This is a genomic window from Micavibrio aeruginosavorus, from assembly GCF_051245535.1.
GTDB lineage: Bacteria > Pseudomonadota > Alphaproteobacteria > Micavibrionales > Micavibrionaceae > Micavibrio > Micavibrio aeruginosavorus_D.
In genome coordinates this window covers 1004929-1030600 of sequence record NZ_CP195303.1, presented here as the reverse complement: position 1 = coordinate 1030600, position 25672 = coordinate 1004929, and the positions used below count along the sequence as shown (strand labels likewise).

Below are 25672 nucleotides of genomic sequence, written 5' to 3'. Positions count from 1 at the left end.
TAGACTCCGGAATCACCACACCATATTTACGCCCTTTTTCATGGTCAGTCTGACCGGGTACATGGTTCATGTAATACGAAAAATGCTATCAAGGAGAGTCTTTTATGACTGCTGAAAACAAACAAGGCCAATCTAAAACCGTGATCGCACTGGCGGCTGTGGCTGTTCTGGCGATTGGTGCGGGCGGGTTTGTATTCCTGTCCGGTAAGGGTGTGAACGAATCCGATAAGCCGGCGGCGACTGCTGAAACCCCGGCGGATACCGCCGCGGCGACACCGGCTGAAGGCGAAACGATCCAAACCCCGGGCGGCAGCGAGATCGTTCAGGGCAACCCGGTCGTGGCCAAGGTTGGCGGCGAAGATGTAACCCGCAGCGATGTTCTGGGCTTCATTGCCGCTCTGCCGGAAAACATGCGCGCCATGCCGCTGGAACAATTGTTCCCGATGGCACAGGAACAAGTCATCAACAACAAGATCGTTGACCAGAAAGCCGCGAATGCTGCTCTGGAGCAAGATCCTGAAGTCACGAAGATGATGGAAATGGCCAAGGGCCAGATCGTTCGCAATATCTACGTTCAACGCGAACTGGATAAAGGGATCAGCGAAGCGAAGCTGAAATCCGAATATGACTCTCTGGTCAAACAGATGGGTAATGTGGAAGAAGCGAAAGCGCGCCACATTCTGGTCGAAAGCGAAGATAAGGCCAAGGAACTGATCACCAAGCTGGATGGCGGTGCCGATTTCGAAACACTGTCCCGCGAAAACTCCACGGGTCCGACGGCTGAAAACGGCGGCGACCTGGGTTATTTCACCAAGGGTGACATGATCCCGGAATTTTCCGAAGCAGCCTTCGGTCTGAAAGTTGGCGAATACACCAAAGCTCCGGTGAAAACCCAATTCGGCTGGCACGTGATCAAACTGGAAGACAAGCGCAATCGTCCGGCTCCGGCCTTTGAAGACGTGAAACCGCAAGTCGAAGCCAAGCTGCGTCAGGAAGAGCTGGGCCGTATGATTCAGGACTGGCAGAAAGACGCAAAGATCGAGCGTTTTGACATCAACGGCAAACCGGTAACGGCAGAAGCGCCGAAAGCGGAAGAGCCGAAGGTTGAATCCACACCGGCCCCGGCTGAAGCCGCGCCTGCTGAGGCTGCTCCGGTTGAGGCTCCGGCTGAAACACCGGCTCCGGCAACACCGTAATTTTTGGTGTAACGGTTTAAATGATACAAAGCCCCCTCGCCAAACATTGGTGAGGGGGTTTGTCTGAAAGAGAGATTATGGTTCGCTTCGTAAAAAAATCGATTTCGTGTGAAGAGGCGCTGGATCTGCCGCGCCCAACCTGTGCGCCCAAACGCACGGTGTTTGTTGTTGCGGCGGCGTTGATTGATGCGGATGGGCGGGTGCTGATGGCGCAACGGCCCGAAGGGAAAGCCATGGCGGGCCTGTGGGAATTTCCGGGTGGCAAGATGGAGCAGGGCGAAACGCCGGAATTTGCTCTGATGCGCGAAATCGAAGAAGAATTGGGCGTTGAAACGCGCCCTTGCTGTTACACGCCGATTGGCATGGCATCGCATGGGTATGATGATTTTCATTTGATCATGCCGCTTTATGCGTGCCGGGTCTGGCGCGGTGAACCGCAAATGCATGAGCATGCCGGATTGAAATGGCTGTTCCCGCATGAGATGTATGCCTTGCCCATGCCGGAGGCTGACCTGCCATTGATCCCGCAACTCGAAACCTATCTGGGGCGGGGATGAACACGGGATCGATTTATGATCTGAAAGCGTTTTACGACAGCCGGTCCGGGCGGCTGGTGCGCCGGATTTTGCTCGATCATCTGATTCCCATGTGGCCGGATGTAAAGGGGTTGCGCGTTGTGGGGTGCGGTTACGCCACGCCGTATTTGCGCCCGTATATGAAGGATGCAGAGCGCGTGATCGCGGTCATGCCGGCTCGTCTGGGCGCGCGCGTTTGGCCCCGCCATGAAAAAAATCTGGTGTGTCTGGCCGAGGATGCCGAATTGCCGTTGGAAACGGAATCGGTGGACCGCATTTTACTGGTCCACAGCATTGAACACGCCGAAATCCTGTCCCCGAATTTACAGGAATTGTGGCGCGTGTTGAAAAGCAGTGGCCGCATTATTGTAGTCGTGCCGAACCGTCTGGGGTTCTGGGCGCGGGCGGATTGGTCCCCGTTTGGTCAGGGGCAACCATTCTCCGCCTCGCAAATCGTGCAATTGTTCCGCGATCATTCTTTCGTGCATGAGCGGACCGAGCGGGCGCTGTTCCTGCCGCCGGTGCGCACGTTTTTGATGTTGCGAACCTTCTGGTTTATGGAGCGGATCGGCGCGCGGATCATGCCGGGCCTGTGCGGTCTGCATATCGCGGAATTCAGCAAACAGCTTTACGCGGGCACGGCCGTGACCCAAACGTCCAAGGTTAAAATTCGCGGACGGCGGATTCTGGTGCCCAATGCGCTCAGCGGCGGGCGGCGGGAACAGGGATAAATCCGGACCATAATCCGGTTTGCCTTGCGGTGCGCCATGGGCCTTGCTATGGTTAATGCCTTCCACGTTTTACCCTTCTTTCGGAGTTCCCCATGGTCGATAGCGTTGATAATTTGCGGCGTGAAATCGATGAACTCGATAATAATTTGCACGACCTGCTGATGAAGCGGGCCGATCTGGTGCAAAAAATCGGCGAAGAAAAACGCCGGAACAAGGTTCAGGTTATCCAGCCCGATCGCGAAGCCGTTATGATCCGCCGCTTGATGGATCGCCACCATGGCGCCTTGCCGCGCAATGCCGTGGTGCGGATCTGGCGCGAATTGGTTGGGGCGGTGTCGCTGTTGCAAACCGATGTGAAGGTTATTGTTTGCGCGCCGGATGAGCAGATGACCGAGGCATGGGACGTGGCCAAGAATTATTTCGGCAGTGTTGTGCCGATGCAAAAAATGACCAACCCGATGAACGCCCTGTCGATGGTGAAGGAGGGCGAGGTGACATTCGCCGTCCTGCCGTGGCCGGATGATCAGGACCCGAAGCCGTGGTGGGCGTATATGCGCGGTGAATCACCCGAAAAAATCGCCCATATCGTGGCCAGCCTGCCTTATGGCAGCGGGGTCGACAGCCGCACCCGCCCGGGGTTTAAGGCTCTGGTGGTTGGGTGCCTGAAATTCAACGATAGCGGCAATGACCATTCCTTCCTGTTCCTCGATCTGGATGACAGCGTCAGTCGTGGGCGCGTGGTTGACCGTTTGAAGGCCATGGGCATGACACCGCTCAGCCTGTTTTCACGCAAAGGCCATCCGGGGCTGGAGCGGACCCAGCATTTTGTTGAGGTCGATCAATATATCGCCGATGGTGAAATGACAGGTCAGATTCTGACGCGTCTGGAAAACCCGGACGGGACGTGCATTTGTCTGGGCGGCTATCCGGTTATCCCCGCGCTGGAATCCTGATTACAGCCCAAGCGCAACAGGCGGGATTTGCCACAGCATAATCGGCCCGGCATAGAGCCAGCGATCGCGCAAGGTGAGCGGCACGGTTACGGCCATCACCCCGGTTTCCGGATCAGCCTGTTCAAAACCGCGCAGCAAGGCGCCCAGCATGGCCGCCTTTTGCTTATCAATCGTGCCGTCTTTGCGGATTTGTTCAATCACATGATCGATGCCGACAATGCGCATATTCATCATGCCTGCGGGCTGCCCCATTTGATCCAGTTGCAACAGGCCATTGCCGATAAAACGGGACTGGTCGACGGATATGTCGACTTTATGGACCGGGATGGACTTCATGCCCGCATGGATCGATGGCGGAATGTCGAATGACAGGTGGACCTTCTCCATCTGCCGCCATGTGTGCCACATGGCATCGGTGCCCGGTCCGGTTAAATACACGCCGGGTTCCGCATCAATGCGCAGGCGGGTATGGGGAATAAAAAAACCGCGCAGGCGCAAATTGGGAATGCTGACGCTGACCGTTCCATCCGGTGTGGTCAGTTTGACGAACCCGGTTAATGTCGGAATGGTGGGGAACCCGCCGGGTTGGGCGTGGGCCGCGACATCATATCCGCGCAATGTTAAATCGGCCACGGCGCGGGCGACAATTTTTTCGGCCATCATGTAAAACGCGGTCCAATACACGATGAAGGCCAGCACGACCAAGCCCGACAGGGCATAGGTTATGCGCATGGCCCATTGTGTAATGGCTTTGTTCATTGTGGCAGCCATGGGGATTTTTCGCGGGCTTCATCCATCAGGGCGTTGGACCGTCCCTCAATATCACTCTGCAATTTATGCATGATGTCGGCGGGTGTGCCCTCCGGTGCGATCGGGGGCAAAAATTCAAAGATGACCCGGCCCGGACGTTTGATCCAGCTCAGCTTCGGCCAGAACAATCCCGTATTCATCGCCAGCGGAACGATAGGGATGTTCCCCTGCAACGCCATGCGGGCGACGCCGGCCTTGTACGGTTTGTCGGCGGGCGTCGCATTATATTTCACGCGCGTGCCTTGCGGGAAGATGATGATGGGGCGATGCTGGTCTTTCACATGATCCAATGCGGTGATCAGCGAACGCAGGGCATCGCCACGATCAGCCCGGTTAATCGCAATCGGATCAATTTTCGACAAATACAGGCCCCAGACCGGAATGCGCAGCAATTCGCGCTTTAAAACAATCGCCGGGTCATTGAACAGGATGTGCAGTTTAAATGTTTCATACGCCGATTGGTGTTTGGCGGCGATAATGACGGTGCGGTCGCGCGGTAAGTTTTCCAGCCCGCGCACTTCGTAATCCAGATTCAGGATAAAGCGTTCCAGCACATGAACGACGCGCACCCATGTCCAGACAACCCCCATAAACACCCGGCGCGGCAGCAACGCGGTGGGCAGAAGGCTCAACGCCATCACGGCGGTCACGCCAAAGAAGAAAATGTTAAAGACCGTCGAGCGCAGGAAAATTTCGATCGTTTTCATTGCTGTTGCTCTTTTTTGTTCTTCTGCGCGCGCCAGAGGTCGATGTCAAAAATATTCTGCCGCACCCATGTCATCAGGGTTTTGTTATATTCGCTGAACCCCAGCTTCAGGAAATCGCGGCTGCCATCCTCCAGCACGGGGGATTTGATCGGGTGGGCCAGAATTTCATGCCGCGGCAAAGCGTGATTGAATTCCAGCCATGCGCGCGGCAAATGATAGGTGGACGTGACCAGCCGGACGCTGTGAATATTCATGCCGCGCACCCATTGGCTGCTTTCATGCGCGTTTTCTTCGGTATTGGCGGCCGCGTGGCCCAGTACGATGCAGCAGGGAATGGGGGTGATATCCGGTTTCCATTGGCGCACGATCTGCATGATCGACACATCCGGATTGACGCCGGAGATGAACAGATATTCCGCCTTGCCCTGTTCCAGCAATTCAAGACCCGTATGAATCCGGTTCTGCCCGCCGGTCAGGACGATAATGGCGTCCGTTGCCCGGTCCGGGTCATGCGGGCGGGTCAGTGACACCGAGGCGAGGAAGAGAAGGTATCCGCTGATCCATAACCAGAACGCCGCCGCCAGACTATATCCGGCCAGTTTCATCAGGCGTACAGGAACGGAGCTGGGGGTGTAATGGCTCATGGGAATGTCGACAACACCCGCAGAACAGTAAAGCGCGCCGTGGTCGTGGCAATGGCCGCGGCCAGCAACGGGGTCAGGCACAGCACGGCAATTTGCCCGCCGCTCAATGTGAAATCAGGCAGGATCGCGGCGCCCATTTCACCCGAAACCCATCCGGTAACCATCATGGCCAATGCGCCCGCCAAGGCCCCGGCCAATCCGCCCTTCAATGCCAATATCAGGGCGTGGCGCTGGAATTGTTTGGTGATGTAGCCATCGCTGGCCCCCATGATGTGCAGCAATTCAACATCGGCCCGGTGTACGGCCATCCGCGCGCGCACGGCCCCGGCCACGGCGGTGATTGTGGTGACGCCAATGACCAGCGAGATCATCAACGCTCCCAGTTGCATGGCACCGGTGAAGCGCAGCAGGTCCTTCAACCATTCTTCATGCGTATCGACGCGAATGTTTGATGCGGCGCTGCGCAGGCTGATGGTCAATTGGCCCAATGTTGGTGCATCGGTTTCCGGACGCAGGGCGACGGTGATCAATGCGGGCAGGGGAATGGTGTCATTCAGCAGATTGCTGCCCAGCCACGGTTCGACCAGCTTGCGAATTTCGGCATCATCCATGCGCTGGCTGTCGATGACAGCCGGATGGGTGTGCAGAATGCTCAGCGCCTTGGCCGCAATGTCGTTAACCGCGTCGGCATCACGCAAATTGCCATCCATGTCCGTTGCCGGAATTTCAACCGTGACGCGGTTTTCAAGACCGGATGACCAGCGATGCGTCATCGCCGACAGGGTAAAGGACGCCGCCACGGCCATCATGGCCAGAAACGTCATCAACGCGATCAGGACCATCAGGAAGCCAGAACCAGCCCCCTTGTTCAACGGCAAATCATAACGGCGTTTTTCCGTCGCGCGCCCCAGCATGCGTTCGCGGCGCAGGTTAAACGATTTCTTTTTCGGTTTTGCGGGAACGGTCATTATACGGCCCCTTCCATGACACTGGCCGAGGGCCAGTGTTGCGGCGCGCGGGTGCCCTGTTCAATGCGCAACGCCCCACGATCAAGGATCATGCGGTTATGGCCGAACTGTTCCATCATTTGCTGGTTGTGGGTGGCGATGACGATGGTGGTGCCCATGCGGTTTAATTGTTCGAACAAATTCATCAGGCGGTAGCCGATTTCATCATCCAGGTTCCCGGTCGGTTCGTCAGCGAGCAGCAGGCGCGGGCGGGTAATAACGGCCCGCGCAATCGCGACACGCTGTTGCTGTCCGCCCGACATGGTGTTGGGCAGGGTGCGCAACTGGTCGCCCAGACCGACCCAGTGCAGCAATTCCTCGACATTATTGCGAATTTCTTTTTCCGGCTGGCCCATAATGCGCAAAGGCAGGGCGACGTTATCAAACGCCGACATGTGGTTCAGCAAACGGAAATCCTGAAACACCACGCCGATGCGTTGGCGCAGGGGGCTGGTTTGCTGGCGTGACAGGCTGCCGATATTCTGGCCGAACATGTTGATCAGGCCGCGCGTCGGGCGGCGGCCAAGATAGAGCAGGTTCATCAGTGAGGTTTTACCCGAACCGCTGGGCCCGCTCAAAAAATGGAATGAGCCGGGCTCCAGCGCGAACGAAATATCGCTCAGCACTTCCGGCCCTATGCCATATCGCAACCCGACATGTTCAAAACGGATCATAGTTTACGCACGTCCTTCTTTATTCGTCCTTTTGCCCCAGATCGGATTCATGGGGCGTGATTTGCTTGGCGGCGATGTATAACATCGCCTGTGCCTGCGCATACGGGGTCGCAATGCTGTTCGCGATTCGAATGGCCTTATCATAGGCCCCGGAATCGGTCAGAATTTTGGCAACGATCTGGGCCTGTTTATCGCGATATTGCGGGTCTTCCACGGCGGCCAGACTGGTCAGGGCCGTATCCACATCACCGCGCGCGGCCTGAATCTCCGCGTTCTCGCCAAAGGCTTTGTTGCGCAATGCCACATTGGTCATGGATTGCGCGGTCGCGGTTGCGCCCGCATCATCCCCGGCATAGGCCTGCGACATGGCGATGTAGGTGAGTGCAATGGCGTGTGACGCCGCATGTTCAATTTTGGCGGCTTCGGCCTGCAGGGCGGTGAAAACGGGATTGTATTTATCGGCGGTCCAGTTCAGGCGCGCCACCGCCATGCCAATGCCGCGAATGGTGAGGGCGCGCGTGTCCGGGTTTTCAATTTTGCCGATGGTGGCGATGGCCTGATCCGTATTGCCCTTGGCGGCGTAGAGTTTGGCGACTTCGCGTAATGTTTGGTCCCGCCATTTCTTGTCGGTGATGGTGTCGGCGGTTTTGTCCAATGTGCCCAGAATGCACGCCGTGTCCGCCCCGGCACAGGCCGCATCCTGCGCACGGGCAGCCCCGCTGGACAGCAGGGTGAGGGCGGCAAGCAGGAGGATGAGATGGGCGATCATCTGGAAAATCCCTTCATGACGTGAAACGGTGCTTTACGGAACACACTCGGACTCTATATACTGAATCAAGTTTGTGAAGTGAAATATCCCTCCTTTTTGGACTGCTTCCCATGATTTTGACGTGCGAAGAGTGCCACGCCCGCTATCTGGTTCCTGTCCACTCTCTGGCCCCCAACGGCCGGAAGGTGCGGTGTGGTAATTGTGGCCATACATGGCATGAAAACTTCCCCGAAACGGAATTGGCCGGGGGAGATGATGATGGCGATGCTGTCGACACCTTTGCGGGTGCGATGGAGGATGTTGCAACTGCCGCCGTTCTGGATGACGGACCAGCGGGGGAGCCCATCCCCGAAGGTGTGCGCCCCATTCCCGAAGGATCATCCGTTCCCGCCCATATTGGTGGCGATGTTTATGAATTGCGCGGACGGATCAGCGGATATATGACCGCCGCCGTCGTGTTCGTTGTGATCATGGGCGGCATCTATGCCTTCCGCGACGCCGTGATGCATAAATTCCCGCCGTCGAAAGTCGTTTATGAAATGGCCGGGGTGACAATTCTGCCGCCGATGGCCGGCGTAATTTTCGACCAGATCGAAGCCAAAACCCAATATAACGACCAAGGTGTCGAGGTTTTAAGTGTGACGGGCCAGATCATCAATCTGCGCGCCCAGCAACAAAGTCTGGCCCCCATTCGCGTCTCCCTGCGTGTGTCGGGTGAGGAAACATTGCGCGACTGGGTGATTGAACCGCCATCCGAAACGATTGGACCGGAAGAAACCATCACGTTTGATACGACCTATCCGGATATTCCGGTGGAAGCCAAGGAAGTGAACGTGCAATTCACGCTGGCCGGGAAATAAGCGCCCCTAAAACTGCCGCATCAGGCGATGGAAATAATCCAGCTCATAATCCGGCCGCGTCAGCTCGCCGGATTTTTTGCGCAGTTCTTGCATGATGTCATAGATGCGGCGGCGTTCGGCTTCGTCCGGAACTTCGACTTTTGATTTGCTCCATGGGTTTTGCCCGCCTTCGCCATCTTCAATCGGGCGGCCCAGCGGATCGGTGCGCATGCCACCGCCGCCAAAGGACAGCATGGTCATTTGTTGCAACCGTTGTTGCAGTTTTTCCGACATCTGTTTTTGCTGGTTCCGCAGGCGGTCTAGCGCATCTTCCTGATGCGGAATGGACCCGCCGGGATTATTGGCGGCCAGTTCTTCGCCGGATTTGCGCATGAATTGTTCGGCCTCACCGATTTTTTCGGGGATCTGGCCCAACGCTTCATCCATCTTCATCATCAATTCGCCCATGTCGCTGCGAATGGCGTCCTGTTTTTCTTTTTCTTCCGGTGTTTCGGATTCAGCGGTTTTGGCTTCTTTTGTATCGGCCAGTAATTTTTCCTGCTGTTCAATCACTTCCTGCAAACCGCCGAGGGATTCCATCATCTTTTTTACATCTTCCGGCAATTGCATGTCGGCGGATGGGTCCATGGATTCCATCATTTTTTGCAGGTCGTTCAGCATTTGCTGGGCTTCGTTGCGGTCGCCGGACATGGCGCGCGCCATCATCTGGTCGATATAGGCGGAGATGTCCATGGTGTTCATGGCTTGCTCCAGCGCTTCGGCGGTCATCAGTTGTTCATTGCCGCTTTCGGCCATGTTCTTCTGCATCTCGCGCATCATTTCCTGCATATATTCGACCATGGCCTGACGCAATTCTTCGACCAGTTGTGCCAATTGTTCCGGCGTCGTGGTGGGGTCGCGCAGGGCGTTTTGCAGGGCTTGTTGGGCGTCCTTCAAACTGCGATACGCCATGGTCATGTTGCCGTCTTCGACGCGCAGGGCGACATCCCACAACAAGGCCACGACAGAGGCCATTTCATCCATATTGCCCGGATAGGTCAGCAACCGCACAGCGGCAGAGCGCAAGGCGAGGAAAATAACCGGATCGCCCTGATACGTGGACGGCGACATGACGATGGTTTCAAGGTCATAGGCCACGTTTGATGCCGCTTCATCCGGCGTGCGGATCAGGCGTTTGCGCATCGTCACCAATTGCCGCGCCAACGGGTGGCGGAATGTGCGTTCCGGCAATGTGATGGTGACGGGCTCGGTCAGGCTGGCCGTTTGGCCGCGATGGTCGGTGGCGGTCATGGTGATCTGCACCGGCAATCCCGCCCACGGGTGCCACGCCAGATCAAAGGACGGCGCGGTTTCGTAATCCTGTCCCGGCGGGGACATAATGGTTTGCGTCGTTGTGTAATCGGCGCCCAGTTTCATGGCGTCCGTATCCGCCGCCAGCGTGATGGTCATGCCCAGCGTTTCAACGCCATAATCATCGCGCAATTTCACGGGGATTTTAACATCCGCATGCGGGCCGATTTCCGCTTTCCCCGCCACGGTGATGGTTGGTGGCGTATCCGGTATAATCGTGGCCATCCATTCCATGCGGTTGAACACCAATTGGCGGATGCGGAAATGGGTGGCTTGCGGCAACGGACGCACCAGCCCGTAATTGCCATCGCCCAGATTATCCATGGCAAAGGTTTGATCATCCGCGGCCAGAACGGGGGCGGCGATATCGCCCCAGTGGCTGCGCACACGCACCTTGATATCGCTGCCCGCCGGGATGGAGATGGGTTTTGCGGGATCGGATTTCGTATGTTCGCTGAACACCATTTCCGGCACGCCGGTATAAACCGGGGGCGTGATCCATACGGTAATGGAGTCGGTTTTTTCAACAGCCTTCGGCCACGAAAACGGTACCAGACCATCACGCACGCGCGCCGTCCATGACGGTCCCGCAATGGCCAGCCCGCAAATCACAACTAAAGCGGCCAAAATGCGCAACGCCATCGGATCGGCCGGGGCCAGCACCGGGCGTGGGCGCGGGCTGCGCAGGCGGGCCAGTAATTTTTGTTGCTGGTCGCGTGCAACATCCCACAGGCGGCGCGTATCATCCTTCTGCGGGTTCGCCAGACGGTCGTGGGATTGACTTAAGGGACGGTGGGACAGGGCGCTGTCCATTTCCAAACGGCGGTCAATATCGCCGGGGCGCGGCATTTGAAAACGGGGGCTGTATCGCCACGGAATGTAGACCAATCCAACCACGAAAATGATCAGCGCAATGACGGAACCCGCCATGCCGAACATCTGCGGAATTTGCAACATCCACAATCCGGCAAAGGCCATGGCCCAAACCACGATGCGCCAGATGGACGCCGTGCCGCGTTCCGCCGCAATCACCCACGCCGCAATGGCGCGCAAAAAACCCAGCCGCGCCGAAAGTTTTATCGGGCGGCGGTGGTTGTCGTGCGGATCATCATGGTGCGGCGTGTGGGTCATGTCCCTGTTTTATCCGGTTTACGTTCTGGCCATGCCGGAATGTGTTCGGATGCCAGCATGGAATCCAATGTTTCGCGGGCGCGGATCACGGCGACGTTTGATCCGTCGACCAGAATTTCCGCCGCGCGCGGGCGCGTGTTATAGGTCGATCCCATCGATGCGCCATACGCACCCGTATCCATGATCGCCACCACGTCGTCATGCTGCAACGGGGGCAGGGACCGGGCGCGGGCGAAGGTGTCGCTGGTTTCACAGACGGGGCCAACCACATCGTAAGTCATATAGGCCCCTTCGCGCTGCTTGCCAGCCGGACGAATGGTGTGGAAGGCGTCATACAAAGCCGGGCGCATTAAATCATTCATCCCGGCATCCAGAACCAGATAACGGTGCGCATCCGTTTCCTTCACATACAAAACGCGACTGGCCAGAAGGCCCGCCTTGCCAACCAGCAAACGCCCCGGTTCCAGAATGATTTCAGTGCCCAGCGGCAGAACCAGATCGCGGATCAGCGCGGCGTATGAGTTCAGGCACGGCGCGTCTTCATCCTCATACACAATACCCAAACCGCCACCCAGATCGGTGCGCAGGACATTCATGCCGTTGTTGCGCAATTCATAAACGAAATCAGACAGTTTCTGGAACGCTTCGGCATAAGGTTCCAGCGATGTCAGTTGCGACCCGATATGCAGGCTGATCCCCACGGGGTCCAGAAACATGTCGGATTGCGCCTGTTGGTACAGGGCCGCCACGCGCGCAGCGGGCAGGCCGAATTTATTATCATCGCGGCCCGTGGTGATTTTTTCATGCGTACCCGCATCCACATCGGGGTTCAGGCGGAAGGCCACGCGCGCGCGTTTGTTTTTGCGCCGGGCAATATCGGCAATGCGGTTGAGTTCCGGTTCCGATTCCACATTGATCTGCAAAATGCCGTGGTCCAATGCGGCGGTAATTTCATCGTCATTTTTGCCAACGCCGGAAAACACGATCTTGCCGGGATCAATCCCTGCGCGAATGGCACGGTGCAATTCGCCGCCACTGACCACATCGGCCCCCAATCCCATTTGTGCGAATAAATTCAACACGGCCAGATTGGAATTGGCTTTGGTTGCGAATGCGATCAAAGGCTGACGATCGGCGGGCAGGGCGGATGCGCACGCGTCCTTCAACGCGTTTACATTGCCGCGCATACGTGACGCGCTATACACATACAGCGGCGATCCATGATCCCGGACCAGATCGGTCACGGCGACATGATCGGCCATCAACCTGCCATCGGGTCCGGTGGTGAACATCAGAATTGCAATCCGCTGCCGGCTTGATCCGCGTTGGCCGGTTTCGGGGCCGGGGCGCGTTTGCGGTATGTCGGTTCCGGGTCGGTTGCCGTGGCCGGGTATGTTTGCGGGAATGTGTCGGGGCTTTGGGCCGTTGCGGGCGCATCAACATGGCCGGGTTTCACACCACACGCCACCAGAGGCATAGACAGAGCCAGAAGACACAGGGTAAAAGCAGACAGTCGGTTCATCTTCAAACATCCCACAAGGCTGAATAGGGTTATGACATATTATAATCTGTGCCGGTCAACATCCCTTAAAGGGTTGTTTCTGTTGGTTTTGGCACTGGTGACTCTGTGCCCACTATTAAGCGCCAACGCGGCCACAAAGGCAACAGCCGCCCCGCAAACAAAGGCGGATTTCCTCGCCCAATTTGCGGCCGTGCATACCTATGACACCGACGCCCCGCGCGGCCCCGCCCCGGCGGATCTTTTGGGGGCGTTTGATGGACAATCCGCGTCTTTTCCGGCGGATTTTAAGGGCAAAGTCCTGCTGGTCAATTTTTGGGCGACATGGTGCGCGCCCTGCGTGACCGAACTGCCGACCCTGCGGGCGTTACAGGGCTTGCGGCAGGGCGATAACTTTACCCTGATCACCCTGTCCACCGACGTGGACCCGAAGGCGGATAAGATCCGCCAGCTTTTGGAAAAGTCCGGATTTGTGAAAGATGGCCCGCATTACGTCCTGAACCCCGATGACCAAACCGGGTGGGGGCATTATATCGGTCTGGCGTTGCCGACGACCTTTATTATCGGGGCGGATGGGCGGATGCTGTACAAGCTGACGGGCCCTGCGGATTGGGCGTCACCGGGGGCGTTGGAATTGATCGACGGGCTGTTGCCAGCGGCCGATTAGTTCCAGTTCCAATCTTTGTAACGTGGGTTTTCGGGGATTTTATATCCCATGTCATAAAGCACGCGCGATACAGCCAATTTTTTTGTCGGGGACATATCATGGCGACGGCCCCAGTCACGAGCAAGTTGGCTGAAGGGTGTGTAGCCCGTTATTTCGCGCGTGGCCGAGGCAAAGGTGTGGGATAAAAGCGTATGCAGGAATTTGCGTCCGTCAGGCCCTTTTTTAAAGGCAAAATATCCATTTTCCAGCATGCCAGGGAAAAAATTGACCGGGTTCAGCATATGCCCAAAGGATTTAATCGCACCCGTTGTGCCCAATGCCAGCCCGTATTGATCCATGATAGCTTTAGCTTTGTCGAGCTTTGCGTCTTTCACATCAAAATCGGCATAAAACGCATAAGGCTGCGGCGCAGTTTTTAAAACGTGCTTCAAAACGATCAGCCGTGCCAAATCGACACGGGCCCAGATGTTTTTATCGGAATCGGGGCTGAACATTGCGTCATCGTTATGATATTGCGGAATGTCATTCAGATCGCCCCATTCAACATTGGGCGGAGAAAAACGGGTGTGGTGTTCGCGCAGGCAGGCGATCGACCGTTCATCCAAAAACCTATAATCAATCCAGATTTTGATCCGTGCATCGGGGTAGAGCCTGGCGTTTTCATGCGCACAATCAATATGCTTGAAGGAGACTGAACAGGCGGCTTTACGATCAGGCTCGTCCGGGCTTTTATTGATCCAGACATAGTTGATCAGACAGTCTTTTCCGCTGTCGCGACTGGCCCGGTTAAAACTTTGTTTGAGCATGTTTTTCAGCATGCGTGTATTTAACATAATCGGTATGCGGGAGGCAAGAAATTACAGGTTTTCGCCGGGGAAATAGTGAAGTCCTTGTTCTGGCAAATAAAAACCTTTGGCAAAAGGCTGATCAGCAATGAAAAATAAAGGAATATGATCTATACAAGATAGACGGGGATTCCCGGCCACGACCCGATTCACACCACCGTATTTAACCAAGCGTTCTTTGATGACAGCAGATTCAGCAGCCTCCGCCTTCCAAAAAATGACGCAGACCCAACTGGATGAAGCGGTTGAGTTGCATGGCCGTTTTATGGCCGGGCGACTGGGCGGGCGGCGCGCGGTTTTGAAACGGATCGATTTGTCCGGTCTGTCCTTGCGTGAACGCGATCTGCGGCAGGCGGATTTCAGCGGCAGCATCATGACCGGTATGGATCTGGCTGGTGCAAATTTCCGTGAAGCATCGCTTTATGCCTGCGATCTGACCAATTCAAATTTGAACAAGACGACGTTCGTGCGCGCGGATTTGCGCGGCGCGCGGATTGAAAGCGCCAACCTGGCCGGGGCCAACCTTGATAACGCCGACCTGCGTGCGGGCGGTATGTCGGTGGACGGCAGTTTCGGGCAAGGGCAGAACGTGAACTTCCGCGGGGCCAACCTGGCCGGGGCGAAACTGTCTGGCACGCTGGCATCGAATGCTGATTTCTCTGACGCGATCATGGCCAAAGTCGATTTGACCGGGGCCGATTTGCGGGGCGCGCGGTTCGAAGGTGCGGACCTGACCGAGGCCGATATTAAGGGCGCGCAATTGATGGGCGCGAACCTGAAATCCACCATCCTGACCGGGGTGGAGATTAAAGAAATTTCCAACAGCGGTGCCGATTTAACCGGCGCGGTGACGGATGAAAACGTGGGCAAGCCCATTTCCGCACTGGATGAACCGCTGGCGAAACTGATCAAGGAACACCGCAACTGGGTTGCCACCGTTGGGCGGCAGGGGCGTCAACTGGATCTGTCCGGTTATGATTTGCGCATCCTGCTGTCACTGGCGGGTGAACGTTTGACGGCGGTGAAGGCCATTCGCGCGCGCTTCTGCGGCATGGATCTGACCGACATTCAATTGCAAAGCGCCATGCTGGATGATTGCGATTTTCGCAGTTGTTTCCTGCGCGGCGGTGACTTCCGTGGATCGTCTTTGCGGAACGTGAAACTGGGTCATGCCGATTTGCGCAATTCCGATTTCCGGGCGCTGGTGTTCGATAACCCGGACGGTTCGAAAAAATCCAGCCCGTGCATTCTGGACGGGTCCAACATGCGTTACGCCAACTGTGCGGGCGCACGTTTCGCCGGATCGTCATTCCAGGGCGCGGATTTATCCTATGCCGATTTGACGGGCTGCGATCTGGCCGGTGCCGATTTCACGGGCGCCAAGCTGGACAACGCCATCGTCGAAGGCGTGCGGATCGAAGGCGCGATTTTCGATGGCAATTTGCCGGATTCGTTGAAAAAGCTGATGGGGTAGGTGTAAACTCCATAGGATGGGCTCAGATCCCTACCTGTGCCGGAATAGCGGATGTAAAATTTCAATTTAATCTAACCCTTTTAATTCAATTCTTTAAAAGAGGATTCGGTTTTTTGACGCCGTTGATTAAAAAGATTTTGTATCAAGTCTTGCCGGGTGTTGTGCAAGGAAACATTCGTTTATTGCAGGCAAATGGTGATTTAAATGAACGTGCTTTTTTGCATATGGGAATGCAAAATCTGTTAGCAGTAATCTTGGTCTTTTTTGCTGCGACGCTCATTTTTTCAGAATTTTTTGGGTTTATTGTTGGCCCTCTCCTGTCATTGGGTGCATCTCTATTTATTGTGAGACGGGATTTCTTATCTGGTTTTAACTCCAGATTTGCCGTTTATTTGTATGGAGAAAAATCCTCCGGAACAGTTTTGGAGCGGTCAATATACTGGCCTTCCAGTGTTGGATATGTCTGTTCTGTTGATGATGTGGGCAATACAGTTACCGTACATCATAGTCGTGCATACTCGAAAAAAATTTATAAAGTGGGTGATAAAGTTCATCTGTATGTCGACAGGGTAAAGGGTGTGGGGGTCTTGGATAGTGTGAGCGTCAAGCAACAATATTGCTTAAAACAATCTGAAGTGGGGGTGACTGGTGATAGGTAGGTTGGGGGAAATGCCTTAATCCTTCATCCCGGTCAGCATGGCCAGCACGAACATCGCAATCGCGAACCCCTGCAAATAAACCCGTATCTGCATCATCTTGTTGCTTTTGGCATGATCGGCTTCGCGGCCACGGGTCATGTAGAACACGCCGATAAACAATGATGCCGCAACGGCAACCAGGGCAATCAGCATCAGGGCAACGGCAATCGCGTTCATTTCTTTTTCGTCTCCGGTTTGTGGGCGACCATCAGGTAATTGACATCCAAATCACGTGTGGACAGGCTGAATGAATTGGTCAGCGGGTTGAAGATCAATCCGCTGCTGCGCTCCGGTGTTAAGCCATGGCGGCGCATGGCGGCGGCCAGTTCGGCGGGCTTCACAAATTTTTTCCAGTCATGCGTTCCGGTTGGAACCCACCGCAAAATATATTCCGCCGCGACGATGCCAAGGGCGAAGGATTTCGTCGTGCGGTTCAGCGTCGACATGATCACCGTACCACCGGGGCGGCATAACCGGGCGATGGCAGCGATAAACAAATCTATGTCGGCGACATGTTCAACGATTTCGAGGGCGACCACGCAATCAAACGCGCCGGGTTCGCGCCCGGCCAGATCCTCGGCGTTGTCGTTCAAATAACGGATATCCAGCCCGCCCGCTTCGGCATGGGCTTGGGCCACGCCAATGGCGACCTCATCGGCATCCAGCCCCGTGACATCCGCACCCATCCGGGCCAGCGGTTCGGACACCAGCCCGCCGCCGCAGCCAATATCCAGAATTTTCAGGCCGGACAGGGGGCGCAGGGACCCGCCCGCATCCGGGGCCAGAACATCACGGATAAAGCCCATCCGTACCGGGTTTAAACGGTGCAGCGGCGCAAATGGCCCGGTTTCATCCCACCAATGGGCGGAGTCCTTGGCAAAATGGCGGATTTCATCCGGGTCTGTTGTTCTGGATTTGTGTGCGGTCACGGGTGAAAAACCTGTTTTCCCTTTGATTTCTGACTGTTTTCTAAGTATGGGTAAATGCAGTCAAAGTCAATTCTTACCCCTTTTTTGTGTGTTTATGGCCCGCCTTGTCCTGAAATTCGGAGGAACATCCGTCGCCGGTATCCCGGAGATCGAAAACGCCGCTGAAAAAGTGGTGGCCGAGGTCGCACGCGGGCATCAGGTCGCGGTGGTTGTATCCGCCATGGCGGGCGTCACCAACCAATTGGTCGATTTCTGCCGGGGTATCAGCCCGCTGCACGATGCACGGGAATATGATGCGGTGGTGTCCAGCGGTGAAAACATTACCGCCGGGTTGATGGCGCTGGCGTTGCAAAAACGCGGTGTTATGGCGCGGTCGTGGCAAGGGTGGCAGGTGCCGCTGGTCACCAACGACATGCATGGCAAGGCCCGCATCGAAGAAATCCGCACCGTTGAATTTGATAAGCGCCTGAGCGCGGGCGAGGTTGCCGTGTTGGCCGGGTTTCAGGGCATCACACCCATGAACCGTATTTCCACGCTGGGCCGGGGTGGGTCGGACACGACCGCCGTTGCGTTGGCCGCCGCGTTGAAGGCGGATCGTTGCGATATTTATACGGACGTGAACGGCGTTTACACGACCGATCCGCGTATCGTGCCGAACGCCCGTAAACTGGCGCGCGTATCATACGAAGAAATGGTTGAAATGGCGTCATTGGGGGCGAAGGTGTTGCAAACACGCTCCGTCGAAATGGCGATGAAACAGAATGTTCCGGTTCAGGTTTTATCCACCTTCGAACCCTCAATCGGCAGCGATCTGCCCGGAACCCTTGTCACCAGAGAGGAAGACATCGTGGAACAGCATATCGTCAACGGCATCACCTACAGCCGCGATGAAGCGAAAATCACCCTCATCAACGTGCCGGATATTCCGGGCATCGCGGCCTCTGTCTTCGGCCCGTTGAGCAACGCCAACATCAACGTCGACATGATCGTGCAGAACGTGTCGCATGATGGCAAGCTGACCGACATGACGTTCACCGTGACGCGCGCCGATCTGGACCGCGCGATGGAAACGCTGAAAAACGTTGCGTCACTGAAAGATTTGAAAATCCACACCGACGCCCGCGTGGCCAAGGTGTCCGTCGTCGGTATTGGTATGAAGAGCCACGCCGGTGTAGCGCAAACCATGTTTGCGGCGCTGGCGGAGAAGGGCATCAATATCCAAGCCATCTCCACATCAGAAATTAAAATCAGCGTTTTGATCGCCGAGGATTACACCGAACTGGCCATCCGCGCCCTGCATACGGCATACGGACTCGATTAATTGACATAAAATTATGGTGTCGCGTGTATGATCGTATAGATTAGCCCCTTTCCGGGCCATACTGTTTCGTGTAATGATTATAGACCTTTAAAGCCAATCCTGAAGCAAAGGTTACTACACCCGCATGACTGAGCAGCAACGCCGCGAGGGCGAGCAAGGCTGGGAGTTTTACACGGATCTGCCTGTGGGCGAGATCCTGCGTCGGACGCGCGTTCATTTTGAACAGTCGCTGGACGAGGTCGCGGGTTATTTGCGCATTCGCGCATCCCAATTGGAAGCACTGGAAGGCGGCGACGTGTCGCAACTGCCGGGCCGCGTGTACGCGATTGGCTATGTGCGCACTTATTCCGAATATCTGGGTCTGGACGGCGACAAGATGGTCCAGCTGTTCAAGATGCAATCCGTGGGCAGCAAAGAAGATTTGCCCGAACTGCATTTCCCCGCACCGGCATCGGACAGCAAGGTTCCGGGCACGATGCTGGTGATTGCATCGCTGCTGGTCATGACCGTGATTGGTGGTGGCTGGGTCATTATGAATGCCGGAACGAAGGAGGCGACGATGGCCGCCATCCCGAACGTTCCCGCCGACATGCGCGCCGATACGGCGACAACCGATATTCCTCCGCCGGTTCAAGAAACCGTTGCGGCCAGCACGGCGGCTTCGCTGTCTGGCGCGGCTGTACCGGGGGCTTTGGCGGTTGCGCCTGTGGCAACAACGACAGCCACACCAACGCCCGTGGACCCGGCGGCTGCGGCCCTTGCTGCGCCTGTGGCGGGCGCTGTGGTTCCGGGGACGGATCCGGCGGCTTTTGCGGCCACCACTGCAACCGGAACGACCGTTACAATTCCTGCCGATGGATCGGCTCCGGTCGTGACCCAACCGGGTGATGTGACTGCGGCGGCTGTTGCCGGTGCAACGCCGACGGATGCCTTGGCCGTTCCGCCCGCGCCACCGGGGCGTCAGATCGTGATCAGCGTCAAGGATCGTTCATGGGTTGAAATCCGTGACAAGAAGGGCAAGGCTCTGGTTTCCCGCATTTTGAAACCGGGTGAAACCATCGTCGTGCCGGAAGAAAATTATGGCCTGCGTCTGGATACGGGCAATGCCGGTGGCCTGGAACTCAGCATCAATGGCACGGTTATTCCCGCACTGGGCCGCCCGGGCGATATTCTGCGCGGCATTACGCTGGACGAAGAATCCCTGAAAAACCGTCCGGCTGTTGAAGAGCGTCCGGCGGCCACTCCGGCGCGCGCATCTTCACGCAGCACTTCGCGCGAAGACGAAGAAGCGATCGAAGCACTCGGCCTGCGTGAATAAGGTTCGCGAATAAAATCTTACAGTGTTTGAGGCTTGTAACGCAGATCGGTGGTTTTACCGCCGATCACGTCCAGCGTGTTTTGAATGACATCCTGACGCTGGGCCAGTTTTTCCTCAATCGCGGCAAAGGCCGCGCGCACACCCGCCGTGTTGATCATGTTGCCGGTTTCGGCGTGCGTTTTCACAATGCGTTTCACATCCAGAATATACGGGCCCAATCCCCGGTCATCCGATGCGAATTTATTCACCGCCATATCCAGCGTATCATTCGCTTGCGTCCGCAGCGTTGTGCGTGCGCGATCGGCGTGGGCGTTGAATTGCGGGCGGATCAAATCATTGTCCCACACGGCCCCTTGCATAAACAAATCGGCATTCGTTTTTTGAAAATTCAGGTTCGCGGTTTTGCGCAGCGAGCCCAGATTTTCCAGCGTATCCAGATAACCGTTCCAGTGATCGACAATCGCGTTGACGCGATCGACCAGATTGTCATTTTGCGGCGGTGTGGTGGGGGCTGCGCCGGATGGCGTGGCAGGACCGGACTTTGACGCAGAGGCCGTACTCCGCCCGGCACCGGGGTTGGCCTCATCATAGCTGCGGCGTTTGCTGGCATCGGACAGGGTTTCATAGGCTTCGTTGACCTGTTTGAACCATTCTTCGTTGCCGCCGTCGCGGTCCGGGTGCGACTTAAACGCCATCCGTCGATAGCCGCCCTTTACCTCGGCATCGGTCGCATCACGCTGAACGCCCAAGGTGGCGTAGTGGTCTGGCTGATAAGTCGTCATAAAGGCCCCCAATGGATACGCAGAATAATCACACAGACTATTTTCATAACATATTCAGGCGGGTGGTTTCAAGGAAAACCGTAAAATCATTGAAAATTCCCCGGAAACCGGGCATTGAATGTGGTTATGAGCACGCACGACGATCACACCCATGTCCGCCCATGGCGGCATATTCCGCGCCGTAAATCCCGCCAGATCATGGTGGGCAACGTTCCCGTGGGCGGTGATGCGCCCATTACGGTGCAGACGATGACCAACACGCTGACCCATGACGTGGCGGCGACTGTGGCACAGATCAAGGCGTGCGAAGCCGCTGGTGTTGATATTGTCCGCGTGTCCTGCCCGGACCCGGAATCCTCCGCCGCGCTGAAAGACATCGTCAAGCAAATCAATGTGCCCATCGTGGCCGATATTCACTTCCACTATAAACGCGGGGTCGAGGCGGCGCAGAATGGCGCGGCCTGCCTGCGCATCAACCCCGGCAATATCGGGTCGGAAGACCGCGTGCGCGAAGTGATTAAGGCCGCGCGTGATTACAATTGCTCCATCCGCATCGGCGTCAATGCCGGGTCGCTGGAACGTGATCTGCTGGAAAAATACGGCGAACCGTGCCCGGATGCGATGGTTGAATCGGGCCTGCGCCATATCAAGATTTTGCAGGATCTGGACTTCCACAATTTCAAAATTTCATGCAAAGCGTCCGACGTGTTTATGGCCGTGGCCGCGTATCAAATGCTGGCCGAACAAACCGATTGCCCGATCCATCTGGGCATTACCGAAGCCGGCGGCCTGCGCACCGGTACGGTGAAATCATCCATCGGTATTGGGTCCCTGCTGTGGGCCGGGATTGGCGATACCATCCGCGTATCCCTGTCCGCCGATCCGGTGGAGGAGGTGAAGGTCGGGTTTGAAATGCTCAAAGCTCTCGGCCTGCGCCACCGTGGCGTCAACGTCATTGCGTGCCCGTCCTGCGCGCGTCAGCAATTTGACGTGATCAAAACCGTGTCCACATTGGAAGACCGTCTGGCCCACATCACAACGCCGATGACCATTTCTGTGATCGGCTGCGTGGTCAACGGCCCGGGCGAGGCTTTGATGACCGATATCGGCCTGACCGGCGGCGGTAAGGGCACGCACCAAATCTATATCGGCGGCCAAACCGCCCACCGTCTGCGTGAAGGGGACGAGAGCATCGTCGATCATCTGGTGAAGATGGTTGAGGAAAAAGCCGCCGAAATCGACGCGAAATCAGCGGGTAAAGCGGCCTAATCCGCCAAAATCCCACAAAACCCTTGCAGTGAAACCCGAAAAACGGGTAAATTCATTCCCATAATAACCATAAGAATGAAGGCTGTAGAGGGTCTGAAGATGAGCGATGTGTCCGCGAAATCCGCGTTTGACGTTGAAGTGTGCCCGAAACCATCCATCGATAAACGTCTGTTTGAGTTTGTGACGTTGCTGGATGGTGTTGTGGGACCGCGCCACAATTTTCGCGTCGAACACGCAACGATCAGCGATTTTCAAATCAAATTCAACGACCGCAATTTGCAGGATCGTACGTACAACACGCTGCACGTTGTGATGAACGATCATGGCCAATACAGCGTCGCCGCAGAAGGCCCAATGGATTTTCCTGCGTCATCTGGCACCAATGCGCGCGCGGTCCGTCTGGCCATCAACGATTGGGTCGATAGCCTGCAAAAAACCTATAATTTCGATTGTCAGAGCAACCTGCACCGCCGCCGCTGTGACTGCGCCGAAATGTTGCGCGCGAACAAATTGACGCTCTGATGCGCAAATGGTGCCCCGTTCCGGATTTTAAGGCCGCCGCCAAGCAAAAGTACCCGATGGATCAGGGGCTTTTGGAATTTGCGGCCTTTCTGGAGAATATGAAGGGGCCGAACTACAGCTTTATCGTTTATCCGCCGGATGATTTTTCAAACGCCCTGCGCGTTATCTGCAAAATTCAGGTCAGCGCAACCCACAATGAAAACGCCGAAAGCATTCTGCGTATCACCATGGATGCGGATGGCGGCTATGACATCGTGCGTCATCATAAACAGCGCAAATTCGTGGCGGCCAAGGGTGTCGCCGCGGACGATGTGCGTCCTCATATCGAAAAATGGATCAAGGCACTGGAAGGCAGCTATGCCTTCAGTTGCCAGAGAGATTTAAACCGGGTGCCAGCGCCTTAAGGCTGCGGCGTTTTCGGCGCGCGGGGTTTTCGGCGCGCGGGGTTTGTGCGGTTTTTCGAATGTTGCCTTCATGTCCTGAAACACACGTTCGGATGCGGCGGTGGTTTCGATCAGAATGTCGGAAATATCCACATTGCGCTCGACGACGAATGAATTTCGGGTCAGTTTCTGCGCTTTCAGATCACTCAGCGTCAAATCACTTCTATCCAGAACGCCCATAGTTGCCTGACCTGTTTTGGCGTTTAATTCCAAGCGGAACAGGACGTTTTTCGGATCATCTGCGCTGACGAGATAGAAATCGTAAAGCGGGCTTGTCTTCTTGTGCTTGTTGATGGGGTAAACGGTGCTGAGGGTGACCAGTTCTTCCATCACGGCCTGCTTCTGGCGCGCAACATCGCGCACATAATCAGCGCGAATTTCAAAATTCTTGCGGGCGCGGTTTTTTAAATCCTGCATCATCGCCTGCATCTGTACCGGGTCCATCAGGGCCGTGCTGGGCGCCGCTCCCGCCGCCGGGTTAAACGTCAGCAACAGGGGCAGGGTGGCCAGGCCGATGCGGGCGGCATCGCCGCGTTGTTCAATACCCGACTCAATGTCACGCGTGGCCGCGTTTTGCAGGGCTTCTTCCACCTTTTCGGCGTAGCTGTCACTGCTGGTCACATGGCCATCGGTTTTGTTTTTCCGGTTGATGTACCCCAACTTCGCCCATGCCGCATCTTCCAGCAGGTCGAAATAGGCCAGTTTCTGCCCCAGCATATCACGGTACACGGTCTTGATCTGTGGGTTGTCGGGCATGGTGTCGTACAGGGCTTTCATCTGCGCCATTTTGCCCTCGTCATACCCGGACATATCTTTGACGTAGGCTTCGAATGTCGATGTGTCGCGCACATCATCGGACAACAGGCTGTCCATATCCAGCACCGGGGATGACAGATCGATAATCGGCAGGCCATCCGTGCTGACCAGATCGGGGCGGTCTTTCTGGAACTGCGCCAGTTTGGCGTCATACAGCGGTTTAATATCCGGTGCGCTCAGGAAGCGTTCGCACTCTTCAATTAAGTGGGTGTTCCGTTCGGCTTTTTCCTGCATGGTTTTGCCGCTGCGGGCCTGACGGTCGGGGTGGTACAGGGCGCGGGCCAGTTTGACGACTCTGGCAATTTCTTTCGCGGGGCTGTCCGGGGTGATGCGCTCTTTGAAATCACCATCCGCCATCATGTCGTTCAAGACGGTGTAGCGGTCGAGAATATAGTGAACGCCTTCGATGGAAGAAAATGACATGAAAGACCCCGGCTTAGTGTTTTTTGAATATGGGAAAGTCTTAAACGATGCAGAGTAGGCACGCAAGGGACCGGAAGAGCTTTTGCAAAATCCGGCTTTGGTGGTAAAAGAGCCCCAAAAGACGGATATATGAAGGCGTTCCATGGCACTGAAGGACAAATTAGGCCCAATCAAGGCCCGGCACAGCGAATTGGCGTCCCTGATGGGGGAAGGCAATTTGAGCGGCGAAGCGTATGTAAAGCTGTCGCGCGAATATGCTGAACTGTCCCCGGTCGTGGAAACGATTGATGCCTATAACGCCGCTCTGAAGGAACAGGTCGACCTGGAAGCCATGCTGTCCGACCCGGACATGGCCGAAATGGCGCAGGAAGACCTCTATGCCCTGAAAGCCCGCCTGCCGGTTCTGGAAGAACAGATCAAACTGTCCCTGATCCCGAAGGACGAAGCCGACTCCCGCAACGCCATCCTTGAAATCCGCGCCGGCACCGGGGGGGACGAAGCCGCCTTGTTCGCCGCCGACCTGTTCGGGATGTACCGGGGCTATGCCGCTGTGCGCGGCTGGCGCTTCGATATTGTGGAGATGAGCGAGAATGATCTGGGCGGGTATAAGGAAATTATCATTGAGGTGCAGGGCGCGGACGTGTTTGCCCGGCTGAAATATGAATCCGGCGGCCACCGGGTTCAGCGCGTTCCGGTTACCGAGGGCAGCGGGCGGGTGCATACCTCCGCCGCCACCGTGGCTGTGATGCCCGAAGCCGAAGATGTCGATATTCATATCGAGGAAAAAGACCTGCGCATCGACACCTACCGCGCCCAAGGGGCCGGGGGCCAGCACGTAAACAAGACGGAAAGCGCCGTCCGCATCACCCACATCCCCACCGGCACCGTCGCCGCGTGTCAGGAAGGCAAATCCCAGCATAAAAACCGGGATACGGCGATGAAAATGCTGCGGTCCAAACTGTACGAAGCCCAATGGCGCAAACAGGCCGAAGAACGCAGCGCCAACCGGAAATCCCAAGTCGGGTCGGGCGACCGGTCCGAACGCATCCGCACCTATAACTTCCCCCAAGGCCGGGTGACCGACCACCGCATTAACATGACGCTGTATGCGCTGGACGATGTGATGAACGGCAAAGACCTCGATAAATTCATCGACGCCCTGATTTCCGAGGAAAATGCGGAGAAGCTGGCCGAGCTGGAGTAATTGACAGCGTGCCCCTTTATTTTCTATAAAACTCC

General features: G+C 56.3%; 28 protein-coding genes. 14 read left to right on the top strand and 14 right to left on the bottom strand.

The window, feature by feature from the left end:
* Positions 1 to 104: 104 nt before the first annotated feature.
* The 4 genes from ACSC94_RS05010 (at position 105) to ACSC94_RS04995 (ending at position 3455) form a co-directional block, all read left to right on the top strand.
* Entirely contained in the window at positions 105 to 1196 is a 1092-nt protein-coding gene (locus tag ACSC94_RS05010) for a peptidylprolyl isomerase (protein ID WP_435641950.1), read from the top strand.
* Between the two features lie 77 nt (positions 1197 to 1273).
* Complete coding sequence (locus ACSC94_RS05005; protein WP_435641949.1) at positions 1274 to 1753, top strand: (deoxy)nucleoside triphosphate pyrophosphohydrolase; 480 nt, start codon at positions 1274 to 1276, stop codon at positions 1751 to 1753.
* Complete coding sequence (locus tag ACSC94_RS05000) at positions 1750 to 2502, top strand: class I SAM-dependent methyltransferase (protein WP_435641948.1); 753 nt, start codon at positions 1750 to 1752, stop codon at positions 2500 to 2502. Before ACSC94_RS05005 ends, ACSC94_RS05000 begins: the two co-directional genes overlap by 4 nt.
* Positions 2503 to 2594: 92 nt before the next feature.
* Positions 2595 to 3455, top strand: a complete 861-nt coding sequence (locus ACSC94_RS04995) for a chorismate mutase (protein ID WP_435641947.1) — start codon at positions 2595 to 2597, stop codon at positions 3453 to 3455.
* Here ACSC94_RS04995 and ACSC94_RS04990 read toward each other — a convergent pair whose 3' ends face one another.
* From ACSC94_RS04990 to ACSC94_RS04965, 6 genes are read right to left on the bottom strand one after another with little or no spacing between them, the layout of a single operon-like run.
* The gene (locus ACSC94_RS04990) at positions 3456 to 4214 is read right to left on the bottom strand and encodes a DUF2125 domain-containing protein (RefSeq protein ID WP_435641946.1); all 759 of its coding nucleotides are present in this window, start codon (positions 4212 to 4214) and stop codon (positions 3456 to 3458) included. It abuts the gene before it with no gap.
* Entirely contained in the window at positions 4211 to 4972 is a 762-nt protein-coding gene (locus ACSC94_RS04985) for a lysophospholipid acyltransferase family protein (protein ID WP_435641945.1), read from the bottom strand. Before ACSC94_RS04985 ends, ACSC94_RS04990 begins: the two co-directional genes overlap by 4 nt.
* Positions 4969 to 5616, bottom strand: coding sequence for a YdcF family protein (locus tag ACSC94_RS04980; RefSeq protein WP_435641944.1), 648 nt, complete (start codon positions 5614 to 5616; stop codon positions 4969 to 4971). Before ACSC94_RS04980 ends, ACSC94_RS04985 begins: the two co-directional genes overlap by 4 nt.
* The gene (locus ACSC94_RS04975; protein WP_435641943.1) at positions 5613 to 6584 is read right to left on the bottom strand and encodes a cell division protein FtsX; all 972 of its coding nucleotides are present in this window, start codon (positions 6582 to 6584) and stop codon (positions 5613 to 5615) included. Before ACSC94_RS04975 ends, ACSC94_RS04980 begins: the two co-directional genes overlap by 4 nt.
* Complete coding sequence (ftsE, locus tag ACSC94_RS04970) at positions 6584 to 7297, bottom strand: cell division ATP-binding protein FtsE (protein WP_435641942.1); 714 nt, start codon at positions 7295 to 7297, stop codon at positions 6584 to 6586. Before ftsE ends, ACSC94_RS04975 begins: the two co-directional genes overlap by 1 nt.
* A gap of 19 nt (positions 7298 to 7316) precedes the next feature.
* Positions 7317 to 8066 carry a hypothetical protein gene (locus tag ACSC94_RS04965; protein ID WP_435641941.1) on the bottom strand — a complete coding sequence of 250 codons (750 nt, stop codon included), beginning with the start codon at positions 8064 to 8066 and terminating at the stop codon, positions 7317 to 7319.
* Positions 8067 to 8176: 110 nt separating this feature from the next.
* Here ACSC94_RS04965 and ACSC94_RS04960 point away from each other — a divergent pair, with 110 nt between their 5' ends.
* Positions 8177 to 8926 (top strand): MJ0042-type zinc finger domain-containing protein, encoded by a 750-nt coding sequence (locus tag ACSC94_RS04960; RefSeq protein ID WP_435641940.1) that lies wholly within the window; start codon positions 8177 to 8179, stop codon positions 8924 to 8926.
* Positions 8927 to 8932: 6 nt separating this feature from the next.
* Here the strand turns inward: ACSC94_RS04960 and ACSC94_RS04955 are convergent, their stop codons facing one another.
* Genes ACSC94_RS04955 through ACSC94_RS04945 form a run of 3 tightly spaced genes read right to left on the bottom strand, consistent with a single transcriptional unit; the run spans position 8933 to position 12929 of the window.
* Complete coding sequence (locus ACSC94_RS04955; protein ID WP_435641939.1) at positions 8933 to 11407, bottom strand: DUF4175 domain-containing protein; 2475 nt, start codon at positions 11405 to 11407, stop codon at positions 8933 to 8935.
* Entirely contained in the window at positions 11404 to 12699 is a 1296-nt protein-coding gene (lysA, locus tag ACSC94_RS04950) for a diaminopimelate decarboxylase (RefSeq protein ID WP_435641938.1), read from the bottom strand. The genes ACSC94_RS04955 and lysA overlap by 4 nt, the downstream gene beginning before the upstream one ends.
* Positions 12699 to 12929 carry a hypothetical protein gene (locus tag ACSC94_RS04945; RefSeq protein ID WP_041793897.1) on the bottom strand — a complete coding sequence of 77 codons (231 nt, stop codon included), beginning with the start codon at positions 12927 to 12929 and terminating at the stop codon, positions 12699 to 12701. The genes lysA and ACSC94_RS04945 overlap by 1 nt, the downstream gene beginning before the upstream one ends.
* Positions 12930 to 12960: 31 nt before the next feature.
* On the opposite strand from ACSC94_RS04945, the gene ACSC94_RS04940 reads away from it, so the two are divergent.
* A complete protein-coding gene (locus ACSC94_RS04940; protein WP_435641937.1) occupies positions 12961 to 13593 on the top strand; it encodes a TlpA family protein disulfide reductase in 633 nt (210 codons plus the stop codon).
* Here the strand turns inward: ACSC94_RS04940 and ACSC94_RS04935 are convergent.
* Positions 13590 to 14426, bottom strand: a complete 837-nt coding sequence (locus ACSC94_RS04935) for a hypothetical protein (RefSeq protein ID WP_435641936.1) — start codon at positions 14424 to 14426, stop codon at positions 13590 to 13592. The genes ACSC94_RS04940 and ACSC94_RS04935 overlap by 4 nt on opposite strands.
* A 193-nt stretch (positions 14427 to 14619) precedes the next feature.
* On the opposite strand from ACSC94_RS04935, the gene ACSC94_RS04930 reads away from it, so the two are divergent.
* Both ACSC94_RS04930 and ACSC94_RS04925 read left to right on the top strand, forming a co-directional pair.
* Entirely contained in the window at positions 14620 to 15912 is a 1293-nt protein-coding gene (locus ACSC94_RS04930) for a pentapeptide repeat-containing protein (protein ID WP_435641935.1), read from the top strand.
* Between the two features lie 113 nt (positions 15913 to 16025).
* Positions 16026 to 16571: a hypothetical protein gene (locus ACSC94_RS04925; RefSeq protein ID WP_435641934.1), complete on the top strand. Its 546-nt coding sequence runs from the start codon at positions 16026 to 16028 to the stop codon at positions 16569 to 16571.
* A 15-nt stretch (positions 16572 to 16586) separates the two neighbouring features.
* On the opposite strand, the gene ACSC94_RS04920 is transcribed toward ACSC94_RS04925, so the two are convergent.
* On the bottom strand, positions 16587 to 16787 hold the full coding sequence (locus ACSC94_RS04920; protein ID WP_435641933.1) for a twin transmembrane helix small protein: 201 nt from the start codon (positions 16785 to 16787) through the stop codon (positions 16587 to 16589).
* Entirely contained in the window at positions 16784 to 17539 is a 756-nt protein-coding gene (gene ubiG, locus ACSC94_RS04915) for a bifunctional 2-polyprenyl-6-hydroxyphenol methylase/3-demethylubiquinol 3-O-methyltransferase UbiG (protein ID WP_435641932.1), read from the bottom strand. Before ubiG ends, ACSC94_RS04920 begins: the two co-directional genes overlap by 4 nt.
* Positions 17540 to 17633: 94 nt before the next feature.
* Between ubiG and ACSC94_RS04910 the strand changes: the two genes are divergently transcribed.
* Together ACSC94_RS04910 and ACSC94_RS04905 are read left to right on the top strand one after the other, a co-directional pair.
* On the top strand, positions 17634 to 18860 hold the full coding sequence (locus tag ACSC94_RS04910) for an aspartate kinase (RefSeq protein ID WP_435641931.1): 1227 nt from the start codon (positions 17634 to 17636) through the stop codon (positions 18858 to 18860).
* 124 nt (positions 18861 to 18984) lie between these two features.
* Positions 18985 to 20178, top strand: a complete 1194-nt coding sequence (locus ACSC94_RS04905) for a helix-turn-helix domain-containing protein (RefSeq protein ID WP_435641930.1) — start codon at positions 18985 to 18987, stop codon at positions 20176 to 20178.
* Positions 20179 to 20195: 17 nt separating this feature from the next.
* On the opposite strand, the gene ACSC94_RS04900 is transcribed toward ACSC94_RS04905, so the two are convergent.
* The gene (locus tag ACSC94_RS04900) at positions 20196 to 20960 is read right to left on the bottom strand and encodes a J domain-containing protein (RefSeq protein ID WP_435641929.1); all 765 of its coding nucleotides are present in this window, start codon (positions 20958 to 20960) and stop codon (positions 20196 to 20198) included.
* Between the two features lie 126 nt (positions 20961 to 21086).
* Here ACSC94_RS04900 and ispG point away from each other — a divergent pair, with 126 nt between their 5' ends.
* The 3 genes from ispG to ACSC94_RS04885 all read left to right on the top strand — a co-directional run bounded on the left by ispG (position 21087) and on the right by ACSC94_RS04885 (position 23155).
* Positions 21087 to 22229: a flavodoxin-dependent (E)-4-hydroxy-3-methylbut-2-enyl-diphosphate synthase gene (ispG, locus tag ACSC94_RS04895; protein ID WP_435641928.1), complete on the top strand. Its 1143-nt coding sequence runs from the start codon at positions 21087 to 21089 to the stop codon at positions 22227 to 22229.
* 99 nt (positions 22230 to 22328) lie between these two features.
* Entirely contained in the window at positions 22329 to 22751 is a 423-nt protein-coding gene (locus ACSC94_RS04890; protein WP_435641927.1) for a hypothetical protein, read from the top strand.
* A complete protein-coding gene (locus tag ACSC94_RS04885) occupies positions 22751 to 23155 on the top strand; it encodes a hypothetical protein (protein WP_435641926.1) in 405 nt (134 codons plus the stop codon). Before ACSC94_RS04890 ends, ACSC94_RS04885 begins: the two co-directional genes overlap by 1 nt.
* Here the strand turns inward: ACSC94_RS04885 and ACSC94_RS04880 are convergent.
* Complete coding sequence (locus tag ACSC94_RS04880; RefSeq protein ID WP_435641925.1) at positions 23132 to 24433, bottom strand: hypothetical protein; 1302 nt, start codon at positions 24431 to 24433, stop codon at positions 23132 to 23134. The genes ACSC94_RS04885 and ACSC94_RS04880 overlap by 24 nt on opposite strands.
* Positions 24434 to 24575: 142 nt before the next feature.
* Here ACSC94_RS04880 and prfA point away from each other — a divergent pair, with 142 nt between their 5' ends.
* The gene (gene prfA, locus ACSC94_RS04875; RefSeq protein WP_435641924.1) at positions 24576 to 25637 is read left to right on the top strand and encodes a peptide chain release factor 1; all 1062 of its coding nucleotides are present in this window, start codon (positions 24576 to 24578) and stop codon (positions 25635 to 25637) included.
* Positions 25638 to 25672 lie beyond the last annotated feature (35 nt).

What these genes read in the sequence shown, in the direction of transcription:
- ACSC94_RS05010 (WP_435641950.1), top strand. Translation starts at nt 105, where the DNA reads ATGACTGCTGAAAACAAACAAGGCCAATCTAAAACCGTGATCGCACTG.
- ACSC94_RS05005 (WP_435641949.1), top strand. Translation starts at nt 1,274, where the DNA reads ATGGTTCGCTTCGTAAAAAAATCGATTTCGTGTGAAGAGGCGCTGGAT.
- ACSC94_RS05000 (WP_435641948.1), top strand. Translation starts at nt 1,750, where the DNA reads ATGAACACGGGATCGATTTATGATCTGAAAGCGTTTTACGACAGCCGG.
- ACSC94_RS04995 (WP_435641947.1), top strand. Translation starts at nt 2,595, where the DNA reads ATGGTCGATAGCGTTGATAATTTGCGGCGTGAAATCGATGAACTCGAT.
- ACSC94_RS04990 (WP_435641946.1), bottom strand. Translation starts at nt 4,214, where the DNA reads ATGAACAAAGCCATTACACAATGGGCCATGCGCATAACCTATGCCCTG.
- ACSC94_RS04985 (WP_435641945.1), bottom strand. Translation starts at nt 4,972, where the DNA reads ATGAAAACGATCGAAATTTTCCTGCGCTCGACGGTCTTTAACATTTTC.
- ACSC94_RS04980 (WP_435641944.1), bottom strand. Translation starts at nt 5,616, where the DNA reads ATGAGCCATTACACCCCCAGCTCCGTTCCTGTACGCCTGATGAAACTG.
- ACSC94_RS04975 (WP_435641943.1), bottom strand. Translation starts at nt 6,584, where the DNA reads ATGACCGTTCCCGCAAAACCGAAAAAGAAATCGTTTAACCTGCGCCGC.
- ftsE (WP_435641942.1), bottom strand. Translation starts at nt 7,297, where the DNA reads ATGATCCGTTTTGAACATGTCGGGTTGCGATATGGCATAGGGCCGGAA.
- ACSC94_RS04965 (WP_435641941.1), bottom strand. Translation starts at nt 8,066, where the DNA reads ATGATCGCCCATCTCATCCTCCTGCTTGCCGCCCTCACCCTGCTGTCC.
- ACSC94_RS04960 (WP_435641940.1), top strand. Translation starts at nt 8,177, where the DNA reads ATGATTTTGACGTGCGAAGAGTGCCACGCCCGCTATCTGGTTCCTGTC.
- ACSC94_RS04955 (WP_435641939.1), bottom strand. Translation starts at nt 11,407, where the DNA reads ATGACCCACACGCCGCACCATGATGATCCGCACGACAACCACCGCCGC.
- lysA (WP_435641938.1), bottom strand. Translation starts at nt 12,699, where the DNA reads ATGTTCACCACCGGACCCGATGGCAGGTTGATGGCCGATCATGTCGCC.
- ACSC94_RS04945 (WP_041793897.1), bottom strand. Translation starts at nt 12,929, where the DNA reads ATGAACCGACTGTCTGCTTTTACCCTGTGTCTTCTGGCTCTGTCTATG.
- ACSC94_RS04940 (WP_435641937.1), top strand. Translation starts at nt 12,961, where the DNA reads ATGACATATTATAATCTGTGCCGGTCAACATCCCTTAAAGGGTTGTTT.
- ACSC94_RS04935 (WP_435641936.1), bottom strand. Translation starts at nt 14,426, where the DNA reads ATGTTAAATACACGCATGCTGAAAAACATGCTCAAACAAAGTTTTAAC.
- ACSC94_RS04930 (WP_435641935.1), top strand. Translation starts at nt 14,620, where the DNA reads ATGACAGCAGATTCAGCAGCCTCCGCCTTCCAAAAAATGACGCAGACC.
- ACSC94_RS04920 (WP_435641933.1), bottom strand. Translation starts at nt 16,787, where the DNA reads ATGAACGCGATTGCCGTTGCCCTGATGCTGATTGCCCTGGTTGCCGTT.
- ACSC94_RS04910 (WP_435641931.1), top strand. Translation starts at nt 17,634, where the DNA reads ATGGCCCGCCTTGTCCTGAAATTCGGAGGAACATCCGTCGCCGGTATC.
- ACSC94_RS04905 (WP_435641930.1), top strand. Translation starts at nt 18,985, where the DNA reads ATGACTGAGCAGCAACGCCGCGAGGGCGAGCAAGGCTGGGAGTTTTAC.
- ACSC94_RS04900 (WP_435641929.1), bottom strand. Translation starts at nt 20,960, where the DNA reads ATGACGACTTATCAGCCAGACCACTACGCCACCTTGGGCGTTCAGCGT.
- ispG (WP_435641928.1), top strand. Translation starts at nt 21,087, where the DNA reads ATGAGCACGCACGACGATCACACCCATGTCCGCCCATGGCGGCATATT.
- ACSC94_RS04890 (WP_435641927.1), top strand. Translation starts at nt 22,329, where the DNA reads ATGAGCGATGTGTCCGCGAAATCCGCGTTTGACGTTGAAGTGTGCCCG.
- ACSC94_RS04885 (WP_435641926.1), top strand. Translation starts at nt 22,751, where the DNA reads ATGCGCAAATGGTGCCCCGTTCCGGATTTTAAGGCCGCCGCCAAGCAA.
- ACSC94_RS04880 (WP_435641925.1), bottom strand. Translation starts at nt 24,433, where the DNA reads ATGTCATTTTCTTCCATCGAAGGCGTTCACTATATTCTCGACCGCTAC.
- prfA (WP_435641924.1), top strand. Translation starts at nt 24,576, where the DNA reads ATGGCACTGAAGGACAAATTAGGCCCAATCAAGGCCCGGCACAGCGAA.